The sequence below is a fragment of the Brucella haematophila genome (assembly GCF_005938105.1).
Lineage (GTDB): Bacteria > Pseudomonadota > Alphaproteobacteria > Rhizobiales > Rhizobiaceae > Brucella > Brucella haematophila.
The window spans coordinates 148,874-172,047 of the sequence record NZ_VCPE01000008.1; the positions used below are offsets into that span (position 1 = coordinate 148,874).

Consider the following 23,174-nt stretch of genomic DNA (forward strand, 5'->3'; position numbering starts at 1 on the left):
ATATTACCTCAGTTTCGGATTGAGAGCATCGCGCAGCCAGTCGCCAAGCATATTGACGGCCACGACCAGCAGGCAGAGCTGAATGACGGGGAAGAGCACGATCCACCAGGAACCGGAAAACAGGAACTGGTTACCGATACGGATCAGGGTCCCGAGAGAGGGCTGGCTCGGCGGCATGCCGATACCAAGAAAGGAGAGTGTCGCTTCGGTAAGAATGGCCATGCCGAAATTAAGCGTTGCCGCCACCATGATGGGGGTCAGCGTGTTCGGCAGGATATGTCTCGCCATGATGCGGCGCGCCGGAACGCCGATCAGACGGGCGGCGGACACATAATCCTTGCCGGTTTCAACGATGGCCTGAGCGCGTACAGTTCGGGCATATTGCACCCATGCAGAGAGCGCGATGGCCAGAATGAGAACCGCCGAGGCTCCCACCTCGCGAAGGCTGACCGGCAGCATCTGTCGCACCACGGTTGAAACCAAAATGGCCACCAGAATGGTTGGGATCGACAGCGTGATATCGCCGATGCGCATCAGCAGATTGTCGATGAAGCCGCCGAAATAGCCTGAGACCAAACCGGCACTCATGCCAATTACCAACGACAGCACAACAGAAGCGATGCCAATGACGATGGAAATGCGCGTGCCATAGAGAATGGCAGACAGCATATCGCGACCTTGCGTATCAGTACCTAGCAGGAAGGGCCATTCGCCGCCCTCTTCCCAGATCGGCGGCAGTTCAGCCTTCCACATATCAAGCGCAGCGCCGTCATAGGGGTTTTGCGGTGCAATGAGGGGCGCAAACAATGCCGTCAGGATCAGAACCGCGAGCAGCGCTGCGCTGATCATCGCGGTCTTGCTGTGTGTGAACGACCACCACAAGTCGCTTTTACGAAGCCGCTGCAAAAGCGATGGGCGCGGGACGGAAGGGGTTTGAATGGTTGGGGTGCTCATCGGCTTTGACTCCACAATCGGTTCCATGGGCAACTCAACGCGCCGTGCGCAGGCGTGGATCGATCACCGCATAGGCAATGTCCACGAAAGTGTTGAGCACAACGAAGATGAAGGAAATGATGCAGAGATAGGCTGCCATGACCGGGATATCGAGGAAGGTAACGGCCTGAATGAACAACATGCCCATGCCTGGCCATTGAAACACGGTTTCGGTGATCAGCGCGAAGGCGATCAGCGAACCGACATTCATTGCTGTCATGGTCACAACTGGCATCAGGCAGTTGCGAAGCGCATGACGAAAATAGATGCGCCAGCGCGGAATGCCACGGGCACGGGCGAATTTCACATAGTCCGAACGCAGCACTTCCAGCATTTCAGCGCGAACCAGACGCATGACAAGCGTGACTTGGTAAAGCGACAGCGCAATCGCTGGCAGCAAAATCGCGATACGACCGGAATGCGTCAACAATCCAGTGGACCACCAGCCAAGCTGTACGACATCACCTCGTCCGAAAGCCGGGAACCAACCAAGCGTAACCGAGAAAACCAGAATGAGCAGGATACCGACCACAAAACTTGGCAGTGAGACACCGACAATGGAGAGAAACTGCAATCCCTCCGTGTACCATTTCCCACGTTTGATCGCAGTCAGCACGCCAAGGGGAAGGCCGAGCAACAGCGAGATCAAGGTGGCCACCAGAACCAGTTCCAGTGTTGCCGGAAAGCGCTCGGCGATAAGGCCAAGCACATCCTGACCATTGCGATAGGAGATGCCAAAATTGCCTTGAGCGGCGTTCACCACGAACCGGGTATATTGCGTCATCAGGCCATCGTTAAGCCCCAGACGCTCACGCAGATTATCGCGGTCGGCCTGTGTCATCTGTTCGTTGGCCATCATCTCGACGGGGTCGCCCGCCAGACGAAAGATCAAAAAGGCCAGCAAAGCAACCGCCAGCATGACCATGATGGCATTGGCCAGACGCTTGATGATAAAAACCAGCATGTGAATTCCTTGGGAACAGGATGCTCCGGTGCGACGTGCCCCGGAGCATCTTGATGAGACTATTCGGCAAAATGCGTCAGCCAGTGACGCGGCTTGTTGTCTGGCAACTGGACGATATGATCAATCTTATTCGACATGACCCACGCCATCGGCTGTTGATGCAGCGGCAGCATGACGATCTCGTCCTTGACCATTTGCAGGGCCTTTGTCTGCAACGCCAGCCGCTTGCTGCGATCCATCTCGGTGGATGCCTCAATAACCAGCTTGTCGATTTCCGGATAGCTCCAGCCACCCCAGTTGAAGACACCGGCATTATCGGTTTTGGTTTCAATCATCTGTAACAGGATCGAATAGCTGTCGAGCATCGGCTCAGTCGCCCAGCCAATGATATAGACGTCAGCCTTGCCGCCCGTACGTTTTGGTGCCTGCGCAGCCGTTGGTGCAATATCAAGCTGCGGTTTGAACCCGCCACGGCTCAACATGTTCACGAGCCCCTGGCACAGTTCTTCTTCGTTCACATAAGCATCGGTCGTGCAGACCAGTGTGAACGGAAAATCCGTAGCGCCAGCCTCAGCCAGAAGCTTTTTCGACAGGGCCGGATCATAGGCAAGTGTGGTATCCAGTTCCGGTGTGTAGCCAGGAATTTCCGGCGCAACCACCGCGCCTGCCGTGCGCGACTTGCCGCGCATGATACGTTTCTGTATCAGGTCGCGATCAAGTGAATGTGCGAAAGCCTGACGCACGCGCAAGTCGTTGAATTTGTTTTCCGATCCGTTTTCGAGTTTCGGCTTGCGATTGAAGCCCATCATGACAGTGCGCAAATCGGTACGTTCCATGACCTTCAGGTCAGGCTGCGCCTGAAGACGCGGCAAATCCTGCGATGGCGCGCTTTCTGTAAAATTGACTTCTCCGGAGAGGAGTGCCGCCACGCGTGTTGCAGCCGACGTAATCGGATTGAACTCGATGCGGTCAATATTGGACTTGGACGCCTTGTCCCACCAGTCCGGGTTCTTGACCAGAATGGTCTTGGAATCCGGCACGCGGCTTTCCAGCTTGAACGGACCCGTACCATTGGTGTGGTAGGTTGCATAACCTTCGATCTTGGCGCCAACGTCGGTGGGTTTTTCCGAATTATTGGTCTTCAGCCAGCCAGCGTCGAAGATGTGAATATTGGTGAGGTCGTTAAGGAGCAGCGGATAAGGGCCGCTCAACTCGATATCGATTGTGTAGTCGTCCACTTTCTTCGAAGACTTGTAGGCCGGCAAGTTACCACGCAGCGGCGAAACCGGATCGCTGACGCGCTTCAGCGAAGCGAGCACATCGTCGGCATTGAAATCAGCGCCATCATGAAACTTGACACCCTTGCGCAGATGAAAACGCCAAACCGTCTCGGAAACATTTTCCCAGGATTCAGCAAGCGCAGGCTCGATCTTCAGCTCGGCGTCGTAGCGCACGAGGCCTTCATAGATGTGATTGAGGAAGGACAGCGTATAGCTGTCGCCATAAGAATAGGGATCAAGCGAATAGATATCGCGCGCAGCGCCCCATTTGAGCGTTTCGGCGTGGCCAGCCAATGTCAGCCCAGCCAGCATTGTGGCCGCAAGGCCAAGTTTTCTTAACATAGATTTTGCTCCGCTTCTGGAAATTTGCGCCTCCTTTTTTGGAGGTCTGTTTTCATGCATCGCAGCATCCGTTTCGGTGCTGCGTTTTCAGTGCCTGCTCACGCCATGACGGCGGGTAATACTGATTTCTCCCTTTTGAGGTGACCTGCCTCCCAGATCACGAAGGGCAGTATTGCCAGTCGATATAAAGTTGTCAACGTAATTGTAGACAATTTTTTGGGTTTCAATAACCTATTTGTCGACAACTATGCTCTACAATTAGTCAACCATTGCCACATTTCTATGCAGCAACCGAAGTGACGGCCTTTCAATGAGCATTGCGGCTTTTCAGCTTGTTCGCCCATAAAAAAAGCGCCTCACCATGGTGAAGCGCTTTTCAGTTTTCGCGTTACTGGCCTTACTCAGCCATTTGCGTATGCCAATGACGCGGCTTGTTATCGGCTCGGAAGTCCACGCTCTTGACCTTGCCCAGCATCCCCCATGCAATCGGCTGCTGGTGAAGCGGGATCAGAATTGCCTTGTCCTTGGCAACTTTCAGCGCCTGTTCTTCCAGAGCAAGACGCTTCGCCGTATCCGGCTCCTGTGCTGCCTTTTTCATCAGCTCATCAAGTTCAGGATAAGACCAGCCACCATAGTTGGATACGCCGGTGGAACCGCTGCGTGTGGAAAGCACCTGCGAAAGCAACGAATAGGCATCAAGTGTGGGTTCATTGGCCCAGCTCAGATTGAACATGTCAGCCTTGCCATTGGTGCGCTTGGGCTGCTGAACGGCACGCGGGCCCATATCGATGGACGGTTCGAAACCGCCGCGTTTCATCATATTGGCGATGCCCGAGCAGATATCTTCCTCGTTGATGCTCTCGTCATTCATGCAAAGATAGTTGAACGTCAGGCCCTTCTGACCAGCTTCTTCAAGCAGCTTTTGGGCGAGTTTGGGATCGGCTGGCTGATAGGTGTCGAGCGCTTTCGAATAGCCGGCAATTTCAGGCGCAATCAGCGAACCGGAAGGACGCGCCAAACCACGCATGATCTTTTTGTTGATCAAATCGCGATCAATACTCGCCTCGACGGCCTGACGCACGCGAACATCCAGGAACGGGTTCGGACGTCCGTCCTCAAGCTTTTCCTTGCCGTTGAAGCCAATGAAAACCGTACGCAACTCGGTACGCTTGTCGACCTTGATGCCCGGTGTTGATTCCAGACGAGGAATATCCTGAATTGGCGCTGAATCAACCAGATCGATTTCATTGGAAAGAAGCGCCGCAACGCGCGTCGCAGCCGAGGAGATCGGAATATACTCGATGCGATCCAGATTGTGCTTCTTCTGATCCCACCACTGATCATTGACGATCAGAACCGTCTTTGAATCGGGAACGCGGCTATCAAGCTTGAACGGGCCGGTACCATTGGTGTTATGCGTGGCATAATTCTCGGTCTTGGACGCGATATCAGTCGGCTTTTCAGCATTATTGTCCTTCAACCACGTCGCGTTGAACATGAAAATATTGGTCATGTCATTGAGGAACAGCGCGGATGGCGCCGAAACCTCGATATCGACTGTGGAATCGTCCACCTTCTTGACACCGACATAGAGCGGAATATTGCCGCGCAGAGGTGATGTTGGGTCCGAAACGCGGTTCATGGAAGCCACGACATCGTCAGCCGTGAAATCTGCGCCATTGTGGAACTTCACGCCCTTGCGAAGGGTAAAGCGCCAGAACTTGTTATCAACCAGCTTCCATTCGGTTGCCAGCGCAGGCTCGATCTCGAAGTTCGGGCCGTAGCGGATCAGACCTTCGTAAATGTGGTTCAGGAAAGCCAGATTGGATGTGGATGGAACAGAATCAGGATCGAGCGAATAGATATCCGCACGACTGCCCCAACGTAACGTAGCCGCGTCGGCAGAACTGGCCAGCGCCGGAGCCGCAATGGCAGCTGCCATCAGGGCCGATATAAAAAACCTATTTAAACGCGACATGCTTTTCCCCTCATCCATAACGATAAGATTGTTGGACTGAATTTCGTTGCAGTATCTTAATCCATTCTTTTATTGTCAACGATATTGTCGCCAATTAAGTTCAAAAACATCGACACATCGATATGAGACCACACAGTGTCAAACGTTGTCGTCATGGACATAAAAAGGGGAAGATATGACTGGATTGCTGCTGCTTCACGGAACGGTCGTGACAGTCGATAAAACACGGCGGATTATCGAAGATGGAGCCGTGGCGGTCGAGAACGACAGAATTGTCGACATCGGCACATCACAAGACCTCTCCCCCCGCCATACCGACAAGAAGACAATCGACTGTCGCGGCAAGATGCTCATTCCAGGTCTCATTGACGCGCACGGCCATGCCGGTCACGCGCTGATCCGCAGCATTGCCGCCGACACCAATTCGCTTTGGATGCGGATCGTCACGCCAACCTATTATCATTATGTGACCCGCGATTACTGGTACGCTGATGGTCTCGTTTCCGGCCTGGAAAGGTTGTGCGCTGGCGTGACAACCTCGGCCAGCATCATCACTTCCATGCCGCGCAGTGACGATCCGGTTTTTGCAGCCAATCACGCGCGCGCCTATGCGGAACTCGGCCTGCGTGAAATCATCTGCGTCGGCCCCGCTGGGCTACCATGGCCGCAATCGGTGACACGATGGGAAAGCGGCAAGCCTGTGCGTGATACTGTTTCATTCGAAGAAATGATTGAGGGTGCAGAAGCCACTATTGAGAGTCTCAACGGAACAGCCGACGGCCGTATCAGGGTTTTTCTGACGCCTTTCACAATCGTCCCTTCGGTCGAGCCATCGAACGCTTCCACACCGGATTTTGCCGTCAATCTGACGGAGAACGACCGGATGCAAGCGCGCCGTATTCGCGAAACCGCACGCAAATGGGGCGTTCGCATCCATTCCGATGCCTTTGCCGGCCAAGTTCGGATGGCATATCAGGACAAGGAAAATGCGCTGCTGGGTCCCGATGTGCATTTGCAGCACTGCTGGGGCATCTCACATGAGGAAATAGATATCCTTGCCGAAACCGGCACCCACGTCACCCATGCGCCGCCCGGACGTTCCACGCCGATTATGCAGATGCTTGCGCGGGGCGTTCCCGTCGCGATCACATCGGATGGCGCAGCGCCGAGCCGCCATTTTGATATGCTGCAAGTCGCGCGGATCGCGCAATCAACCCAGCATATACTGCACAATCACGACCGATACCTTCTGCCGCCCGGCAAAGTGTTCGAGATGATCACCATCGACGCGGCGCGTGCCATTGGTATGGATCATGAGATCGGTTCTCTTGAAACTGGCAAGAAAGCAGATATCGCGATCATCGATATGCGTAAACCGCATCTGACGCCCAATTGGATGCCGGTCCATCGGCTGGTTCATCAGGTTCTTGGCAGCGATGTTGATACTGTCATCGTGGATGGCAAGATTATCATGCAGGACGGCGTGGTCCTAACTGCCGATATGCACGAGGCGCTTGCCTTCGGTGAAGCAGAGGCGCGTGCTCTGGTCGCCCGAGCCGGACTGGACGCCCATATGCACGATCCCGGCTGGGGTCAGTTGCAGCGCACTTTCGAACAGCCGGTCGTTCCGCCCTCACCTCCCGAATGTTGAAGGCCGCGACCATAGTCCGTCAGCGGGTACACGGTCGCCGACACGACTTACTGAATAGGTTTCAGCTATCCACAATATTGCTCAACGGCGACCCGAAAGCGCCGTTGAACCCGCGATAGCGCTGATGGCTGCGATTGAGGTGTGCCTGCATCGCTTCACGTGCCTGCTCAGCATTCCCGGCACTAATCGCTTCACAAATGGCGCGATGCTCGATAACGGTGTTCTGGATATAATCAGGCGTGATAAGCGAGGGGTTCAGATCCCGCGAAAATGCTGGCTGTGGCAGTATCTTCAGGCTCATGACGCTGAAAAATTCGATAAACGCCAGATTATTCGTGGCTTCCGATATGGATCGGTGGAAAATGAAGTCCAGCTCATCCAGCGCTTCTTCATTCTCAATAGAAGCCTCGAACTGCTTCAGCGCTTCCCACATATTGGCTTCCTGCGCCCATGACCGACGCTGTGCGGCCAATCCGGCGGCATGGACTTCAAAAGCCATACGCAATTCGAGCAAATCCATGAATGGAAGCGAAAGCCGCGCCAGCGGCTCCAGCATGGAATCGTCCGAGACGGGAGGAGCTGCCTTTCCGGGATCGCGAATAAATATTCCGACTCCGTGCTTTGCTTCCAGCAATCCGTCAGAACGCAAAGCTGCCACAGCTTCCCGGATAACCGTGCGGCTGACACCAAGCTTGTCACCAAGCTCGGCAAGGGTTGGCAACTTGTCCCCGACCTGAAGCGTACCATCACCAATCAGTGTCTTGAGGCTCTCAATCGTTCGCGATGTCAGTGTTTTCAATATGAGCCTGTCCCGGTGGAAAATATTGTCTTTCCATGGTGATACGCGGTTAGCAAGCTCAAGACAAGATACTATCATCACATCAGTGATAATATCTCTTGAAGCTAAGCCACTCAACACCCGCTATTCAAACACCCGAAACCGCGTCAAAGGGGCACCCTCGGAACAAAACACACTGGCAAAAATAGATTTTCAAATTTCGCAGCACAACCTTCTGAATTCGCCCAAAAGTTGATCAGTGAGCTGTTTTATATGGCATAACGCCCATTTTCACATGTCTCTTCATAAAAAATAGCGCCAGAGATTCATTCTTGACAAGTGATATTATTTCAGCAAACCTAATATCACAACAAGACGCCATGTGATAATATCACTATGGAGTTGCGAATAGCTCGATGCTGAAGCAATTGCAGAACAGGCGAACAAAAACAGGGGAATTCGAGATGGGAATCGTTTCTTCCAGACTGGCGGAGTTGGGCCTTGCCTTGCCCAGCGTGACGGCCCCGAGCGGAACCTATGTTCCGTTTCGGTTGAGTGGAAGCACACTCTACATTTCCGGACAGGTGCCCCGCGTCGACGGTGTTGACTGTTATCTGGGCCTCGTCGGCGACACCATGGATATAGCGGAAGCCTATCAGGCAGCGCGTGTCTGCGCGCTCAATCTTCTGGCACGCGCCTCAATGGCCATTGATGGCGATCTCGACCGCATTTCAGCCTGTTTGCAGGTGCGCGGCTTTGTGAATGCGGTGCCCAACTTCAAAGATCATCCCGCCGTGATTGATGGAGCCTCCGATCTTCTGCTCGAAGTTTTCGGCGAGAAAGGTCGACATGCCCGCACTGCACTGGGCGCTGGCTCCCTGCCACGGGGATTTGCTGTCGAAGTCGACGCCATTTTCGAAGTTCAGCCCTGAACGGGCGATTTCCGTTCTGCCTACACATATGAAGCGAGAGATAGATGTCTGAACAAGCCATCACAATGAGCGCGGTCAATAAATGGTATGGCCAGCTTCACGTACTCAAGAATGTGGACCTGCACGTGAAGCGGGGTGAACATATCGTTCTGTGCGGCCCCTCCGGTTCGGGTAAATCAACGCTTATTCGCTGTATCAATCATCTTGAAGAGATTCAGGACGGCACTATCGATGTGAATGGAACCCGCCTTGGCAATAAAGGGGCCAATGTCGATCATATCCGGCGCGACGTCGGCATGGTGTTTCAACAGTTCAACCTTTTCCCCCATATGACCGTACTCGAAAACTGTATGCTGGCGCCGCGCCGCGTGCATAAGGCTTCAACAGCCGAGGCCAAAGAAAAGGCCATGCATTTTCTCAAGCGGGTGCATATCGCCGAACAGGCCAACAAATATCCAGCCCAGCTTTCCGGCGGCCAGCAGCAGCGTGTGGCGATTGCACGTGCGTTATGTATGGGCCCCAAGATCATGTTGTTCGATGAACCCACATCGGCACTTGATCCTGAAATGGTGAAAGAAGTTCTCGATACCATGATCTCGCTTGCCGACGATGGCATCACCATGATCTGCGTAACCCACGAAATGGGGTTTGCGCGCGCCGTTGCGCACCGTGTCATCTTTATGGATCGCGGCGAGATTATCGAAAGCGCCCCTCCCGCAGAGTTTTTCGGCAATCCCAAGCACGAACGTGCCAAGGCATTTCTGGGCCAGATCCTCAATCACTAACCATAAAGGGGAACCAGACGAAATAACGGGAGCTTGCCAATGCAATATAGTTTCGACATGGGGCCGGTTCTGGCAGCGTGGCCACTGCTGCTCAGCGGCGCATTACAAACCCTAAAAATATCCTCCATCTCGATGGCGCTTGGGCTGATGCTCGGCATTGTCTTCATGTTGATGCGCATGAGTTCGATACGAACCTTATCCCGGGTGGCATTTGCCTATATCGAACTGATCCGCAACACGCCGTTTCTGGTGCAGGTATTTTTCATCTTCTTCGGAATGCCATCTCTTGGCGTCACCTTGACAGCCACACAGGCGGCAATTCTCGCCATGACGCTCAATTGCGCAGCTTATGCAGCCGAAATCGTGCGCGGCGGAGTGGAGTCCATCAAGAAGGGTCAAGTGGAAGCAGGACGAGCGCTGGGTCTGCACACGCTTGACGTCTATCGCTTCATCATCTTCCGACCGGCCATTCGCGCGGTTTACCCGGCGCTTTGCAGCCAGTTCATCCTGATGATGCTCAATTCCAGCCTGGTGGCTTCGGTTTCCGCAGAAGAACTCACCTATGTCGGTCAAATGATCGATTCCGAGACATTCCGCAGCTTTGAAGTCTATTTCACACTCGGCGTTATCTATCTCGCGCTTTCGCAGTTCTTCTCCATTGTTCTCCAACTCATTGGCAGAACTTACTTTTCCTACCCGACGAAGTGAGGCAGACCGATGATACGTAGTTTCGGCTTTGCAGAATTCCTGTTCATTCTTGAAGGGGCTCGCTGGACAGTAATCCTGTCACTCCTCGCCTTCGTCTTCGGCGGCGCCTGTGGTCTCGTCGTGGCCCTTGGACGCACCAGCAACAAGAAATGGCTTCGCTATTTCATGGCGACATATATCCAGATCTTTCAGGGCACACCGCTACTGATCCAGCTTTTCTTCGTCTATTTCGGCCTGCCGTTGCTGGGCATTCGTGTCGATGTCTGGGTCGCACTCATCATCGGTCTTTCACTCCATACCAGTGCATTTCTCGGTGAAATCTGGCGCGGCAGCATTGAGGCTGTATCGGCGGGGCAGGATGAAGCGGCCCGCGCGCTTGGTATCGGCTATGTCCGCCGCATGTCGGATGTCGTGCTTCCCCAGGCATTCCGCATCGGCCTGCCCGCAACGATTGGCTTTCTCGTCAATCTGATCAAAGGCACCGCCCTTGCGGCTCTGCTTGGACTGACCGAACTCACACGCTCAGGTCAGCTGATGGCTAACATCACCTTCGAACCACTCAAAGTCTACGGCGCTGTCGGCCTTGTCTACTTCATGATCTGCATTCCGCTCACCTATTACAGCGCCCGGATTGAAAAGCGCATGAATGCGTCCCGTTGAATAACAATAAAACAACCAGAGGTAAGAACATGTTCAATTCAAGTTTCGCTCGTTCCAAGGCTTCACTCGGCTTCGCATTCGGTCTGCTCGCATCTGTATGCTTGATTACCGGGGCTGGTGCCGCCACGCCGGAGGAAATCAAGGCCAAGGGCACCGTTACCATCGGTGTGCAGATGGACCAGTTTCCATGGGGTTTTATCGATGAGAACGGCAAGAATGGCGGCTATGACGTCGATGTTGCCGACTTGATCGCCAAGGAACTGGGCGTTCAGATCAAGTTCGAGCGCATTACCGGTCAGAACCGTATTCCACTTCTCACCAATGGCATGGTCGATTTTCTCGTTCCATCCATGACCATCACGCCAGAGCGTGCCAAGGTCATTCAATTCGCCATTCCCTATTCCTCCAATGACATCACTGTCTGGGGCAAGAACGACGTTGATATCAAGGGCAATGACGACCTCGGCAAATACACAATTGGCGTCAATCGTGGCAGCGTTTTCGAACCGGTCCTGAAGAAAGTTGCCCCAGCCAACACGCAGATCAAGCGCTTCGATGACGATGCGACCACCGTGCAGGCGCTCCTGTCCGGTCAGGTCGATGCAATTCTTGGCAGCGTGACCTATGGGCTGGTGATCGACAAGACCGGCAACAGCGGCAACTACGGTCGCAAGTACAAGGTCGCAGACAATTTCCAGGCAATGGCGGTTCGCAAAGGCGATCAGGAAATGCTCGACTACCTGAATGATTTTGTCACCCGTCACACGGCGGATGGTTCACTCGACGGTCTTTACAAAAAGTGGATCGGTGTGGATCGCGCAAAGTTACCGACCACCCTTGATGGAGTGGACTTCACCGGCAAGAACTAACCACAGACTGACTGGTGAACGTCTGAACGTTCCGAGTTAGCCGAACACCACAAAGCAACAGTTTGAACCGGCAGGCACCACCTGCCGGAACGAGGAAACACGTGCCTGAACCGCGGCCTTCCAGCCCGGCCCCGCACTTAACGCATAGAATCTGATCTTGGGAGTTAGGCAAGACATGACGATAGATGGCAAACTGATCAGGGTTGGCGTCGACATTGGCGGAACCTTCACCGATGTGGCGATGGAGGTTGGTTCAACACTGCACTCAACCAAGGTTCTGACCGATTACGCGTTCCCTGAAAATGCGATTGTCAAAGCCATATGCGAGGTCGCGGAAAAGGCTGGCATAGCGCTGAACCAGATCGATACGGTGATCCATGGCACCACTCTTGCGACAAACGCGCTGATCGAGCGTCGTGGTGCAAAAACGGCGCTCGTCACGACCAAAGGCTTTCGCGACGTTATCGAAATGCGCACTGAAAGCCGCTTCGAGCAATATGATCTCGATATTGTCCTCCCGGCCCCGCTGGTCGACCGTAGCGACCGTTTCGTCCTCGATGAGCGCATGGGTGCGAGCGGCGAAGTGCTCAAGCCTCTGGATGAGACCGAGATGGCAGCGCTTTGCGATCGCATCATCGCGCAAGGCTATGAGAGTATCGCGGTCGGCTTCATCCACTCCTATCTCAATGGCGAACATGAGCGCCGTTTCCGTGACCGACTGCTGGCCAGGAAGCCTGATCTTTCGGTCTCGATTTCGTCGGAAGTCTCGCCGCAGATGCGTGAGTTTCAACGCTTTAATACCGTTTGCGCCAATGCCTATGTCAAACCTTTGATGGCATCGTACCTCAATCGTCTGGTAGGCCGCCTTCACGATGAAGGCCTTGTTGCGCCGGTGTTTATGATCCACTCGGGCGGCGGCATTATCAGCGTCGACAGTGCGATTGAGTTTCCCGTTCGCCTGCTTGAATCCGGACCGGCGGGCGGCGCGATTTTCGCAGCTCATATCGCAGCCAATCACAAGCTTGATCAGGTCGTATCCTACGATATGGGCGGCACCACCGCAAAAATCTGCCTGATTGAACAGCAGACACCGAAAACGTCGAAGACCTTTGAAGTAGCGCGTACCTACCGCTTCAAGAAGGGCAGCGGTATGCCAATCTCCATCCCGGTCATCGAAATGGTCGAGATTGGCGCGGGCGGAGGCTCGATTGCAACCGTCGATTCCATGCGCCAGATCCGCGTCGGCCCTCATAGCGCAGGCTCCGAACCGGGACCGGCTTGCTATGATCGGGGCGGTGTCAACCCAACCGTAACCGACGCCGATGTCATCCTTGGTCGCCTTGATCCAGACAGTTTTGCTGGTGGATCGATGAAACTATCGCGCTCGGCATCTGAAAGCGCCATGGATGCGGATATTGGCAGCAAACTGGGTTCCGATGTCGCAACCTCGGCTTATGGTCTCAGCGAAGTTGTCGATGAGAATATGAGCAATGCCGCCCGTATGCATGCGGTGGAAAACGGCAAGGAACTGTCCGAGTTCACCATGATCGCCTTTGGCGGCGCGGCCCCGGTTCATGCTGCGCGGCTTTGCGAAAAGCTTGGCGTCAACGATCTGCTGATCCCGCCTGGCGCCGGCGTCGGCTCTGCAATCGGCTTCCTGCGTGCCCCTTTTGGTTTTGAATCGGTCCGCAGCGCTTATAGCCGCATCAGCCGCTTCGACGCCAAGGCGATCAATACCGTGATTGCCGAACTGGTGCAGGAAGCAACCTCCTTCGTGCGCTCGGGCGCCCCAAATGCCAATCCTTCACTCGAATGCACCGCTTATATGCGCTACGTTGGTCAGGGATGGGAAGTGCCAGTCACCATCGAAGTTCGTGATTATAGCCAAGCGGATGCATCGCTTTTCAGCTCGCTTTTCGATGAATGCTACGAGCGCTTCTTCGGCCGTGTGATTGATGGGCTGGATGTTGAAATCGTCAGCTGGTCGCTACGCGCCAGCGCAGATGCGGCAGCACCAACTCCCGCCAAACCCGTGACGAAACAATCAACTGCGACAGTATCCGGCCAGCGCAAGGTGTTCGACGTTCTCGAAGAGCGTTTCCTTGATGCCAGCGTGGTTGATCGCGGCGACATGAAGCCCGGCGACTGGATTGCAGGACCAGCCGTCATCACGGAACGCGAGACATCCACCATCGTAACCTCAAGCCGCGAAGCAATCATGCAGGCCGATGGTTGCCTGTTGCTGCGCGCCAAGGCTGCCTGAAGGAGTTTACCCATGTCAGTGAAACCTATTTCCGATGTCCACATGCAGATCATGTGGAACCGCCTGATCTCGGTCGTTGAAGAACAGGCCGTAACGCTCATTCGTACAGCTTTCAGCACCAGTGTGCGTGAATCTGGCGATCTTTCAGCTGGCGTTTTCAATCGCGCCGGACAGATGATCGCGCAGGCCGTGACCGGCACGCCCGGCCATGTCAATGCGATGGCGGAAGCCGTTGGCCATTTCATCAACGATATCGGGCGGGAGAACATCTTCGAAGGTGATGTCTACATAACCAACGACCCGTGGAAAGGCACCGGCCACCTGCATGATTTCACCGTCGTCTCGCCAAGCTTTCGCAATGGCGCGCTGACAGGCTTCTTCGCTTGCACCGCCCATGTGGTGGATGTGGGCGGACGTGGCTTTGGCCCCGATGCCAACGAAGTTTATGAGGAAGGCATCTTTGTGCCGATCATGAAATTCGCGGAACGCGGGGTGGTCAACAAGGATCTCGTGAACATTTTGCGTAATAATGTTCGCGAAAGCCATCAGGTCGTCGGCGACGTCTATTCCCTCGCCGCCTGCAACGAAATCGGTCATCGCCGCTTGATGGACATGATGGATGAGTTCCGGCTCAACGATCTGGAAGGGCTGGCCGAATTCATCTTCAAACGCAGCTATGATGCCACGCTTGAAAAACTCGCAGCACTTCCGCACGGCACTTATTCCAACGTGATGCGGGTTGACGGTTACGGCGACCCTATCGATATCGCGGTACGGATCGACGTCCATGCCGATCACATACTTGCGGACTTCAACGGCACATCTGCCCCTAGCCCCAAGGGCATCAATTGTCCGCTGATTTATTCAGCTGCCTATGCCTGCTACGGCCTGAAATGCTCGATTGCGCCGGAAATCCCGAACAATCACGCATCGCTTCTCCCCTTCAAGGTGATTGCGCCAAAAGATTGCATCCTGAACGCGCAGCACCCTGCCCCGGTTTCCGTGCGCCACGTGCTCGGCCATCTGGTGCCCGATGCAGTGCTTGGTGCGGTCCATAAAATGCTGCCCGGTCGGGTACCTGCGGAAGGCTCAGGCGCGCTTTGGAACCTTCATGTCAGTGCGCGTCCGCTTTCCGGCGACAAGGCGCCAAAAGATGGCGGCCAGCGCGCCGAGGTTCTTCTGTTCAACAGCGGTGGAGCCGGTGCCCGGTCCCATCTCGACGGGCTGAGCGCAACCGCTTTTCCAAGCGGTGTTCATTCGATGTCCATTGAGGCGACGGAACATGTCGGCCCGGTTATTTTCTGGCGCAAGGAATTGCGCGACGGTTCCGGCGGCGCCGGAAAATTCCGTGGTGGGCTTGGTCAGGTTGTCGAGATTGCGCCGACGGACGGACATGAAATCTACTTCAATGCCATGTTTGATCGCATCAAACACCCGCCGCGCGGACGTGAAGGTGGCGAGAATGGAGCGCCGGGCGCGGTGCTGCTCGATGATGGCTCGGTGCTCAATGCCAAGGGCCGTCAGCATGTCCCCGCCGGACGCAGGCTGATCCTGCAATTGCCGGGCGGCGGCGGCTATGGCGCTGCGGATGAACGGTGCCCGGAAGCCAAGCAACGCGACAGAGAATTCGACTATGTCGTGAATGGTTGAGCACCAGATCCTGTCAGAAGCCGCCTTTAGGGCGGCTTCTCCTTTTTTCCGATCCACAAACAAGAGCATTCCAATGCAATATGAAAATAGAAGATCAGCGGGCATTCAGTCATCGCCGAGCATGGCTGTTTCTATGGCCGCCAAAAAGCTGCGTGCCGAGGGGCGAGACATTGTCGATCTGTCGCTGGGCGAGCCGGATTTTGAACCGCCACGCCATGTTCTCGATGCAGCCTGTGCAGCGGTCAATGCCGGCGGTGTTCGTTACGGAGCAGCAGCCGGCACCGAAGCGCTTCGCGCCGCGATTATCGCCAAGTTCAAGCGTGACAATGATCTCGATTTTTCACCGGAAGAGCTGACCGTTGCCAATGGCGCAAAACAGATATTGTTCGATGCGTTCCTCGCCACACTTGAACCGGGTGACGAAGTGGTCATCCCCACACCTTGCTGGGTTTCTTATGGCGATATCGTTTCCTTGCACGGCGGCACGCCGGTCTATGTCGAATGTGGGCGGCAAGATGACTTCAAACTCACCGTCCAACAACTGGAAGAGGCTATAACGCCACGCACCCGCTGGCTCATGCTGAACTCACCATCCAATCCGACAGGTGCGATCTACAGCGCTGCGGAATATCGCGCACTCGGGGCGGTGTTGGAAAAACACCCGAGCATTCTCATCCTTTCCGATGAGATTTACGAGCATATCTTGCTGCGCGACCATCCCTTCGTTTCCTTCGGCAGCGTCTGCCCGCAATTGCGGGAACGAACTCTCATCGTCAACGGCGTCTCGAAAGCCTACGCGATGACGGGCTGGCGGGTTGGCTATGCGGCAGGTCCAAAAACACTCATTGCAGCAATCAACAAGATGCAGTCACAAAGCGTCACCTCTGTATGCAGCATTGCGCAGGCGGCTGCAAAAGCCGCACTCGATGGAGACCAGAGTTTTGTACAGGAAGCGGCTAAGACGTTTCGTCGCCGCGCCGAGCTTGTCACAGCCCATCTGTCGGAAATACCCAATATCGACTTCCGCCAGCCGGACGGCGCATTTTATGCCTTCATCGGTGTCACCAAACTGATTGGCAAAACAACGCCAGCGGGCGTGACCTTGAAAAGCGACACTGACGTCGCGGGATATCTGCTCAATGATTTTGGCGTGTCCAGCGTGCCAGGTATCGCCTTTGGCGCGCCCGGCTTCATCCGCCTGTCGATTGCCGCTTCGGAAGCGGAACTGACCAAGGCCTGTGAACGCCTGAAAGAAATGGCTGCGTCACTTTAAGCGCGGCCTTTATTGCATCTTAAAAAGAAACCGCGGGGATGACCCGCGGTTTTTCCTATTCCGTCTCTCAAGCCGCTTGTTTGCGGCTGTACTTGCCGATGAGCGCTTCGAGAAGGCCTTCTTCCTCTCTGGTCAGGTCGCAAAGCGGAGAACGAACCTTCCCGGCTTTGAAGCCCTGAAGGCGAACGCCTGCCTTGATGGCAGCCACGGCATAACCCTTCTGGCGGTTGCGGATTGCCATGAACGGATAGAAGAACTCATTGAGAATACGCTCGCATGTGGAGCGTTCACCGGCCCGCAGCGCACGATAAAACTCCACCGCCAGACCCGGAACGAAGTTGAAGACTGCGGAAGAATAAGTGGTGAACCCGGCACCCAGATAAGCTTCGGCGAAGAGTTCCGCCGTCGGCATCCCACCCAGATAGGTCAGGCGATCACCCATCTTGGCCGTAATCTGGCGGACGAGCCCGATATCGCCTACACCATCCTTGAAACCGACAAGATTGGGGCACTCATCACACAACCGGGCTAGCGTGTCGGCCTGAATAACGGCATTATCGCGATTATAGACCATGACGCCGATGCCAATCGACTGGCAGATACGCTTGACATGTTCGTAAAGACCCTGCTGAGGCGCATCGATCAGATAATGTGGCAGAAGCAATATGCCGTCCGCTCCAGCCTTTTCAGCCGACTTGGCAATTTCAATCGCCATTTCCGTCCCATAGCCGCAGCCTGAAACAATCGCGGTGCCACTGTTGCCAACGGCCTCCTTTGCCGCAGACACGATGGTCGGAATTTCACTCGGGCGCAGAGAAAAGAACTCGCCGGTGCCGCCAGCGGCGAACAATACCGGTGCATCGAAGCCCGAAAGCCATTCTACATGGGCTTTATAGCTTTCCGGCGCAAACTGCCCCTCGGCATCGAAATGCGTTACCGGGAAGGAGAGCAATCCTGCTCCAAGCTTTTCCTTGATCTGCTGCGGTTCCATATGTTGACCCCTTTTTGATGTCTGCATATGACCTAGCGCAATCAGATATTATATGTCAACAACTTATATTATAATTTAGAGCGAACTTGTCTGAGAATGCTGCGATATCGCATCTGGCTTCCCTTCAAATGCCGCCGCATTGCCGAACGCGCAGCCTCTTCATCACCATTGGAAATGGCTTCGATGATCTGGGAATGTTCATCATGGATACGCGCGATGTACTCGGCAGAATTCGTATCTGACTGGGACTGTAAAGCCGCACGCGGAATGACGCCACTGCCGATCATCGTCAGGAACTCGCGAAAGCGAGGATTGTTGGCCGCATCAGCAATCGCCAGATGCAATGCGAAATCCGCCTCCGCTGTCGGAAGCCCAGCTTCCAGGCAAGTGAGTACTTGCCGGTGGCAGTCGATGATAGCTTCTTCCTGCTGGGGAGAACGGCGCAGCGCTGCAAGTCCTGCGGCTTCCACCTCCACCCCCGTGCGCAGCTCAAGCAGCTCAATAACCGATGAAACCCGGTCATAATCGAGGTTATGAAACGGCAGAGCTTCAGCTGATTGTGCCTCAAGCACAAAAACCCCGGCTCCCTGCCGCGCCTCGACGAGCCCGTCGGCCCGCAGGGCAGCCACCGCCTCGCGAATAACCGTGCGGCTGACACCATAGGCTTCCGTCAGTTTTGCTTCGCTGGGCAGCTTCATTCCCGGCTTGAACTCGCCGGACTGGATCAGTTTTTTCAGCTCGCCACTGACTTTGACAACAAGATTGCCCGCAGGACGGGCGGATGTTTCATTGCTTCTCGTTGTCATCATCGCGATCCTGCACATTGTTTTCCGTAATCCTTTGGTAGCAGGCCCGCGGAGTGCTCACAAGTCAGGTGGTATGAGTTATCGGCGTTATCATCTATTTCACTATAATTTATATTATAAGTTAAAGGTCATCTCATGAAAATGCCGACCTGCGTGAAACAGATCGGCGTTTTTGTTTCAAAAGGCAGCCTTGGCTCAAGGCCAAGACAAACCCGATCATTTCTTGGATTTGAATTCCTTTTGATAGACTTCGTCAGCCATCGTCCGCAATGCGCGCCCGATAGCTGCATATTCATACTCGTTGAGATTGGCGAGCGATGCGCGGCCCGCCGGTTGCTGCGTGCCAAAGCCTGTACCCGGCAAGAGAACAATGCCGGTTTCATCGGCAATCCGGAACAACAGTTCGGTCGGCGATATGTTCTTCTTCACCCAGGCTGCAAACTCGTCGCCATAGAGACGACGCGCAATGTCTTCCAGATCGAGCAAGGTATAATAGTCGACCTCATTGCTGTCGGTTTGCGGTGGCAGGCCCAGTTCGCGATACAGCGCCGCCTCGCGATTACGGATGAGCTTCTTCAGTTCCGTCTTATAGGCATCCTTTTCATCCGTCAGACCGAACAGGGAAAACAAAACCATCTGGACCTGCTGTGGCGTGGAAAGACCCGCAGTGTGGTTGAGGGCGACGGTGCGGCTATCCGCGACAAGACGGTCAATGAATTTCAGCTTCGAGACATTGGGCACCAGCGACGAATAACGCTGATCCAGTTCCTTTTTCGCCGAACCCGGCAAGTCCTTCAGCTTCGCATCCAGAACATTGTCCTTCTGCATGGCGATTGCACCCAGACGCCAACCCGTCGCACCGAAATATTTCGAGAACGAATAAACGAGCATCGTGTTGTACGGGCAAATTGCGAAGATCGATTTGAAATCGTCAGCGAATGTCCCGTAAACATCATCGGTCAGGATGATGAGGTCTGGGCGCTTTTCCTTGACGATTTTGGCGATCTGGTCCAACCCGCGTTGATCCACCTTCACCGAAGGCGGGTTGCTTGGATTGATCAGGAAGAACACCTTGACCGATTTATCGAGCAGCTTGTTCAGCTCGGCCTCTGGATATTGCCAACCCTGTTTAGGGTCCGCGTTGATATGCACCTCTTTCAGCCGATAATTATTCAGTTCCGGGATTTCGATATAGGGCGTGAAAGCGGGCATGCCGATGGCGACCGTATCGCCTTCTGTAAGAATCTTGTTCTGCTTCAGCGTATCGAAAATATAGGTCATGGCGGCGGTTCCGCCTTCGACTGCAAACAGATCGACTTTATCGGAGCTCATATAGCCACCGATCATTTCTCGGACGAGATAGTGCTTCACAATCTCTTCGCTGATTTTCAACATGCGCGGCGGAACCGGATAGTTACAACCGAGAATGCCTTCCACCATTTCGTGCAGATATTCGGACGGCGACAGTCCCAGCTGATCGCGCACGTAGGAAAGCGAGCGTCCGAGGAACTGAACACCGGGCTGATCGTGATTGTCGGAAATAAAGCGCTGAAACCGGCCTTCAATGCCTTCAATCTTCGGAAGTCCACCGACGCCCGTTGAGAGGTAGGAATAAGACAATTCTGCTTCCGCAACGGCAAACAGGCCCAGACGCAGAAACGCCCGGCGCGGTATAGTGGCCAGAAAGTTCGGATTGCCGCGCCCCGCATTCAGCATGGCATGGTTTGCTTTGCTGGAGGCGAGTTCGATAAGGGCATCCTTCAGCTCAAACGGGCTCAGCTTGGCATATTTGCTATATTCATTCTTCGCCATGATCTATTCCTCAGGAAAACGCGACTACCAGTGGCCCGAGCAAGGTCAGGAACACGTTGGCAAGTGCATAGGTGATTGCGAAAGGAGTGGTTGGTATCGAGTTACCGGCCTTATCCAGTATTTCGCCAAAGGCAGGGTTTGCGCTGCGCGAACCGGAAAGCGCACCGGCAAAGACGGCTACGTTGTCGTATTTGAGAACATAGCGGCCAAACAGCATGGTGATGATGAGCGGGAGAATGGTCACCACCACGCCGATCAGGAAAATCGACAGACCACTGCTGACGATCGTCTGAACGGCCTGAAGCCCTGACTGGAGACCGACAACGGCCACGAAACCGGCAAGGCCGAGATCGCGCAGAAGCGTCGAAGCGGCTGTCGGCATATTGCCGATGGCCATGTTGCGGCTGCGATACCAGCCGAACAATAGACCCGACAAAAGTGCGCCACCTCCGCTTCCGAGCGTCAGCGGAATGGAGCCCAGACGAATGACTGCGAGACCGATCAACAGACCGACCGCAATTCCAAGACCATGGAAGACAAAATCCGTCTTGTCGCTGACGACAATAACCGGCCCGATAGAGCTGGCAACGCGCTGCAAATCCTGATCCGTTCCGTAAAGAGAAACGACATCACCAGCAGCAATAACGGTGTCGGCCTTGAGTGGAAGCGGCTTATCCGCTCGCTTGACGCCAATCACATAAATGCCGTGACGCAGTTCCGAGCTGATATGCTGCTTGATGTCTGCGACTGACTTTCCGACGAAGTCCGGAGCGGTGATCGTCACATCACGAATGGCGACGATCACATCCATGCCATTGGACGATTGCAGCTCTGAGCCAAGTTCATTGCCCAATGTGACAACACCAGTGCGGCGTCCGACAATGAGCACGATATCATTGGTTTCCAGCTTCAAATCCGGTGATACACCGATGATCTTGTTTGCGCGTTTGACGCGCTCGACCGTGATGGAGTTGTCGATTGAGGTCTTGGCCTCGATTTCAGCGACGGTTTTTCCGGCAGCCTTGTCTACCTGATAGATACGCCCGACAAGATCAGGCGCAGCTTCCTGCTCATTGGGGCCGAGCAGCCGGATACCCGCAAGAAGTTCAGCTTCCGCCTTGATGGCGTCGTCGCGTATGGTCCGCCCCATGAATTTCGGCAGCAAATTGACGCAAACGAGGATCGCGCCAAAAGACCCGAAAATATAGGTAACAGCGTAACCCACCGCGACATTGGCCTGCAATCGCTGAACTTCGTCGGCGGCAAGGCCGAGTTTCGAAATCGCCGAACTGGCGGTACCAATGATGGCTGACTGTGTCAGGCCTCCTGCGGCAATGCCGGCTGCAAGACCCTTGTCGAGGCCGAATATTCGCGCCAGGACAACGACCGTCACCAATCCGCTGATGGCCAGCACGGCGGCCATCGCAATTTCGCGAAGAGACTGACGCCCAAGCGACCGAAAGAATTGCGGTCCGCTTTCAAAACCGACGGCATAAATGAAAAGGGCGAAGAGCACAGCCTTCACCCCATTATCTATGTGAACGCCGACCTGGCTGATCACAACCGCCACGAGCAGCGAACCAGCCACGCCACCCAGCTGAAATTTCCCAAAATGTATTTTTCCCAGCGCGTAACCGCCAGCCAGAGACAGAAACAATGCTATCTCCGGTGCCTGCTCAAATACGGACTGAAGCCACTGCATACTGCCCTCCAAGCCACAATCGGACAGGTAAGGAGAGTAGGGCGCAGTTGCTTTAAGGCAAGCAAAGCCACCAAGAAAAATTAGAAAGCTATAAAATAAGCATTCGCGCTGGCTAATCTCGATACTTTTCCGAGATTAAGGACAAAATGTTTCGCAAGCTAACCATCAGAATAACGCGATCTGTTCCGAAAAGAACCAGTTGCATTATTTGTCGCGTTGCAACCGATAAGGCCCCTGTGGCGAATGACCATGACGGATGCTCCCGTCCTTATACATAGCGACGATAGCTACTCGTTTATTTCAGGCACAACCAGTTTGGTGAGTTTGTGAAGCGAGTCTTGCCAACCCAGATAGCAGGCTTCTGCGGGAATAATATCCGGCACGCCTTCCTGCGTGATGGTAACTTCCGTTCCGACAGAAACGGCTTTCAGAACAACCGTAACCTTCATCTCACCCGGCAAGTTCGGATCGTCGAATTTGTCTGTGTAGACAAGACGCTCACCGGGAGCGAATTCGAGATATGTCCCGCCAAAGCTGTGGCCATGGCCCGTCGTGAAATTGCGAAACGACATTTTGTGACTACCGCCAACCTTCGCATCCAGTTCGTGAACGGTGCAAAGATATCCATAGGGCGGCAACCAGCTCGCTATCGCGTCCGGCTCGACAAATGCCCGGAAAATCTTTTCAGGCTTTGCTGCAATGACACGATGCAGGCGAATTGTACTCGGCATGACTTC

Annotated in this window: 19 protein-coding genes; 9 read left to right on the forward strand and 10 right to left on the reverse strand. The window is 54.6% G+C overall.

Annotation, left to right across the window (positions count from 1 at the left end):
• Nucleotides 1-3: 3 nt before the first annotated feature.
• The 4 genes from FGI60_RS13645 to FGI60_RS13660 all read right to left on the reverse strand — a co-directional run bounded on the left by FGI60_RS13645 (nt 4) and on the right by FGI60_RS13660 (nt 5,557).
• Nucleotides 4-954 carry an ABC transporter permease gene (locus tag FGI60_RS13645; protein ID WP_138785658.1) on the reverse strand — a complete coding sequence of 317 codons (951 nt, stop codon included), beginning with the start codon at nt 952-954 and terminating at the stop codon, nt 4-6.
• Nucleotides 955-988: 34 nt separating this feature from the next.
• On the reverse strand, nt 989-1,957 hold the full coding sequence (locus FGI60_RS13650) for an ABC transporter permease (RefSeq protein WP_078337171.1): 969 nt from the start codon (nt 1,955-1,957) through the stop codon (nt 989-991).
• A gap of 59 nt (nt 1,958-2,016) precedes the next feature.
• A complete protein-coding gene (locus tag FGI60_RS13655) occupies nt 2,017-3,579 on the reverse strand; it encodes an ABC transporter substrate-binding protein (RefSeq protein WP_138785659.1) in 1,563 nt (520 codons plus the stop codon).
• A gap of 397 nt (nt 3,580-3,976) precedes the next feature.
• Entirely contained in the window at nt 3,977-5,557 is a 1,581-nt protein-coding gene (locus FGI60_RS13660; protein ID WP_138785660.1) for an ABC transporter substrate-binding protein, read from the reverse strand.
• A 175-nt stretch (nt 5,558-5,732) separates the two neighbouring features.
• Between FGI60_RS13660 and FGI60_RS13665 the strand changes: the two genes are divergently transcribed.
• Nucleotides 5,733-7,208 (forward strand): amidohydrolase family protein, encoded by a 1,476-nt coding sequence (locus FGI60_RS13665; RefSeq protein WP_138785661.1) that lies wholly within the window; start codon nt 5,733-5,735, stop codon nt 7,206-7,208.
• 61 nt (nt 7,209-7,269) lie between these two features.
• Here FGI60_RS13665 and FGI60_RS13670 read toward each other — a convergent pair whose 3' ends face one another.
• Nucleotides 7,270-8,007, reverse strand: a complete 738-nt coding sequence (locus tag FGI60_RS13670) for a FadR/GntR family transcriptional regulator (RefSeq protein WP_138785662.1) — start codon at nt 8,005-8,007, stop codon at nt 7,270-7,272.
• Between the two features lie 443 nt (nt 8,008-8,450).
• Here FGI60_RS13670 and FGI60_RS13675 point away from each other — a divergent pair, with 443 nt between their 5' ends.
• The 8 genes from FGI60_RS13675 (at nt 8,451) to FGI60_RS13710 (ending at nt 17,126) form a co-directional block, all read left to right on the forward strand.
• The gene (locus tag FGI60_RS13675; protein ID WP_138785663.1) at nt 8,451-8,918 is read left to right on the forward strand and encodes a RidA family protein; all 468 of its coding nucleotides are present in this window, start codon (nt 8,451-8,453) and stop codon (nt 8,916-8,918) included.
• A gap of 44 nt (nt 8,919-8,962) precedes the next feature.
• Nucleotides 8,963-9,703, forward strand: a complete 741-nt coding sequence (locus FGI60_RS13680; RefSeq protein WP_121537824.1) for an amino acid ABC transporter ATP-binding protein — start codon at nt 8,963-8,965, stop codon at nt 9,701-9,703.
• 39 nt (nt 9,704-9,742) lie between these two features.
• Nucleotides 9,743-10,411, forward strand: a complete 669-nt coding sequence (locus FGI60_RS13685) for an amino acid ABC transporter permease (protein ID WP_138785664.1) — start codon at nt 9,743-9,745, stop codon at nt 10,409-10,411.
• A gap of 9 nt (nt 10,412-10,420) precedes the next feature.
• Nucleotides 10,421-11,071: an amino acid ABC transporter permease gene (locus FGI60_RS13690; protein ID WP_138785665.1), complete on the forward strand. Its 651-nt coding sequence runs from the start codon at nt 10,421-10,423 to the stop codon at nt 11,069-11,071.
• A 29-nt stretch (nt 11,072-11,100) separates the two neighbouring features.
• On the forward strand, nt 11,101-11,940 hold the full coding sequence (locus FGI60_RS13695) for a transporter substrate-binding domain-containing protein (RefSeq protein ID WP_138785666.1): 840 nt from the start codon (nt 11,101-11,103) through the stop codon (nt 11,938-11,940).
• 175 nt (nt 11,941-12,115) lie between these two features.
• A complete protein-coding gene (locus FGI60_RS13700; protein ID WP_138785667.1) occupies nt 12,116-14,203 on the forward strand; it encodes a hydantoinase/oxoprolinase family protein in 2,088 nt (695 codons plus the stop codon).
• A gap of 12 nt (nt 14,204-14,215) precedes the next feature.
• A complete protein-coding gene (locus tag FGI60_RS13705) occupies nt 14,216-15,853 on the forward strand; it encodes a hydantoinase B/oxoprolinase family protein (RefSeq protein ID WP_138785668.1) in 1,638 nt (545 codons plus the stop codon).
• Between the two features lie 73 nt (nt 15,854-15,926).
• Nucleotides 15,927-17,126, forward strand: coding sequence for a pyridoxal phosphate-dependent aminotransferase (locus FGI60_RS13710; protein WP_138785669.1), 1,200 nt, complete (start codon nt 15,927-15,929; stop codon nt 17,124-17,126).
• A gap of 67 nt (nt 17,127-17,193) precedes the next feature.
• Here FGI60_RS13710 and kdgD read toward each other — a convergent pair whose 3' ends face one another.
• From kdgD to FGI60_RS13735, 5 genes are all read right to left on the reverse strand, one after another.
• Entirely contained in the window at nt 17,194-18,117 is a 924-nt protein-coding gene (gene kdgD / locus FGI60_RS13715) for a 5-dehydro-4-deoxyglucarate dehydratase (RefSeq protein ID WP_138785670.1), read from the reverse strand.
• A 68-nt stretch (nt 18,118-18,185) separates the two neighbouring features.
• Nucleotides 18,186-18,923: a FadR/GntR family transcriptional regulator gene (locus FGI60_RS13720; RefSeq protein ID WP_138785707.1), complete on the reverse strand. Its 738-nt coding sequence runs from the start codon at nt 18,921-18,923 to the stop codon at nt 18,186-18,188.
• Nucleotides 18,924-19,139: 216 nt separating this feature from the next.
• Entirely contained in the window at nt 19,140-20,735 is a 1,596-nt protein-coding gene (locus FGI60_RS13725) for a bifunctional aspartate transaminase/aspartate 4-decarboxylase (RefSeq protein WP_138785671.1), read from the reverse strand.
• A gap of 10 nt (nt 20,736-20,745) precedes the next feature.
• Nucleotides 20,746-22,437 (reverse strand): aspartate-alanine antiporter, encoded by a 1,692-nt coding sequence (aspT, locus tag FGI60_RS13730; RefSeq protein ID WP_138785672.1) that lies wholly within the window; start codon nt 22,435-22,437, stop codon nt 20,746-20,748.
• A gap of 287 nt (nt 22,438-22,724) precedes the next feature.
• Nucleotides 22,725-23,168 carry an SRPBCC family protein gene (locus FGI60_RS13735; RefSeq protein WP_138785673.1) on the reverse strand — a complete coding sequence of 148 codons (444 nt, stop codon included), beginning with the start codon at nt 23,166-23,168 and terminating at the stop codon, nt 22,725-22,727.
• Nucleotides 23,169-23,174: the final 6 nt, after the last annotated feature.

Coding starts and splice junctions, on each gene's coding strand:
- FGI60_RS13645 (WP_138785658.1), bottom strand. CDS start 954: ATGAGCACCCCAACCATTCAAACCCCTTCCGTCCCGCGCCCATCGCTT.
- FGI60_RS13650 (WP_078337171.1), bottom strand. CDS start 1,957: ATGCTGGTTTTTATCATCAAGCGTCTGGCCAATGCCATCATGGTCATG.
- FGI60_RS13655 (WP_138785659.1), bottom strand. CDS start 3,579: ATGTTAAGAAAACTTGGCCTTGCGGCCACAATGCTGGCTGGGCTGACA.
- FGI60_RS13660 (WP_138785660.1), bottom strand. CDS start 5,557: ATGTCGCGTTTAAATAGGTTTTTTATATCGGCCCTGATGGCAGCTGCC.
- FGI60_RS13665 (WP_138785661.1), top strand. CDS start 5,733: ATGACTGGATTGCTGCTGCTTCACGGAACGGTCGTGACAGTCGATAAA.
- FGI60_RS13675 (WP_138785663.1), top strand. CDS start 8,451: ATGGGAATCGTTTCTTCCAGACTGGCGGAGTTGGGCCTTGCCTTGCCC.
- FGI60_RS13680 (WP_121537824.1), top strand. CDS start 8,963: ATGTCTGAACAAGCCATCACAATGAGCGCGGTCAATAAATGGTATGGC.
- FGI60_RS13685 (WP_138785664.1), top strand. CDS start 9,743: ATGCAATATAGTTTCGACATGGGGCCGGTTCTGGCAGCGTGGCCACTG.
- FGI60_RS13690 (WP_138785665.1), top strand. CDS start 10,421: ATGATACGTAGTTTCGGCTTTGCAGAATTCCTGTTCATTCTTGAAGGG.
- FGI60_RS13695 (WP_138785666.1), top strand. CDS start 11,101: ATGTTCAATTCAAGTTTCGCTCGTTCCAAGGCTTCACTCGGCTTCGCA.
- FGI60_RS13700 (WP_138785667.1), top strand. CDS start 12,116: ATGACGATAGATGGCAAACTGATCAGGGTTGGCGTCGACATTGGCGGA.
- FGI60_RS13705 (WP_138785668.1), top strand. CDS start 14,216: ATGTCAGTGAAACCTATTTCCGATGTCCACATGCAGATCATGTGGAAC.
- FGI60_RS13710 (WP_138785669.1), top strand. CDS start 15,927: ATGCAATATGAAAATAGAAGATCAGCGGGCATTCAGTCATCGCCGAGC.
- kdgD (WP_138785670.1), bottom strand. CDS start 18,117: ATGGAACCGCAGCAGATCAAGGAAAAGCTTGGAGCAGGATTGCTCTCC.
- FGI60_RS13720 (WP_138785707.1), bottom strand. CDS start 18,923: ATGACAACGAGAAGCAATGAAACATCCGCCCGTCCTGCGGGCAATCTT.
- FGI60_RS13725 (WP_138785671.1), bottom strand. CDS start 20,735: ATGGCGAAGAATGAATATAGCAAATATGCCAAGCTGAGCCCGTTTGAG.
- aspT (WP_138785672.1), bottom strand. CDS start 22,437: ATGCAGTGGCTTCAGTCCGTATTTGAGCAGGCACCGGAGATAGCATTG.
- FGI60_RS13735 (WP_138785673.1), bottom strand. CDS start 23,168: ATGCCGAGTACAATTCGCCTGCATCGTGTCATTGCAGCAAAGCCTGAA.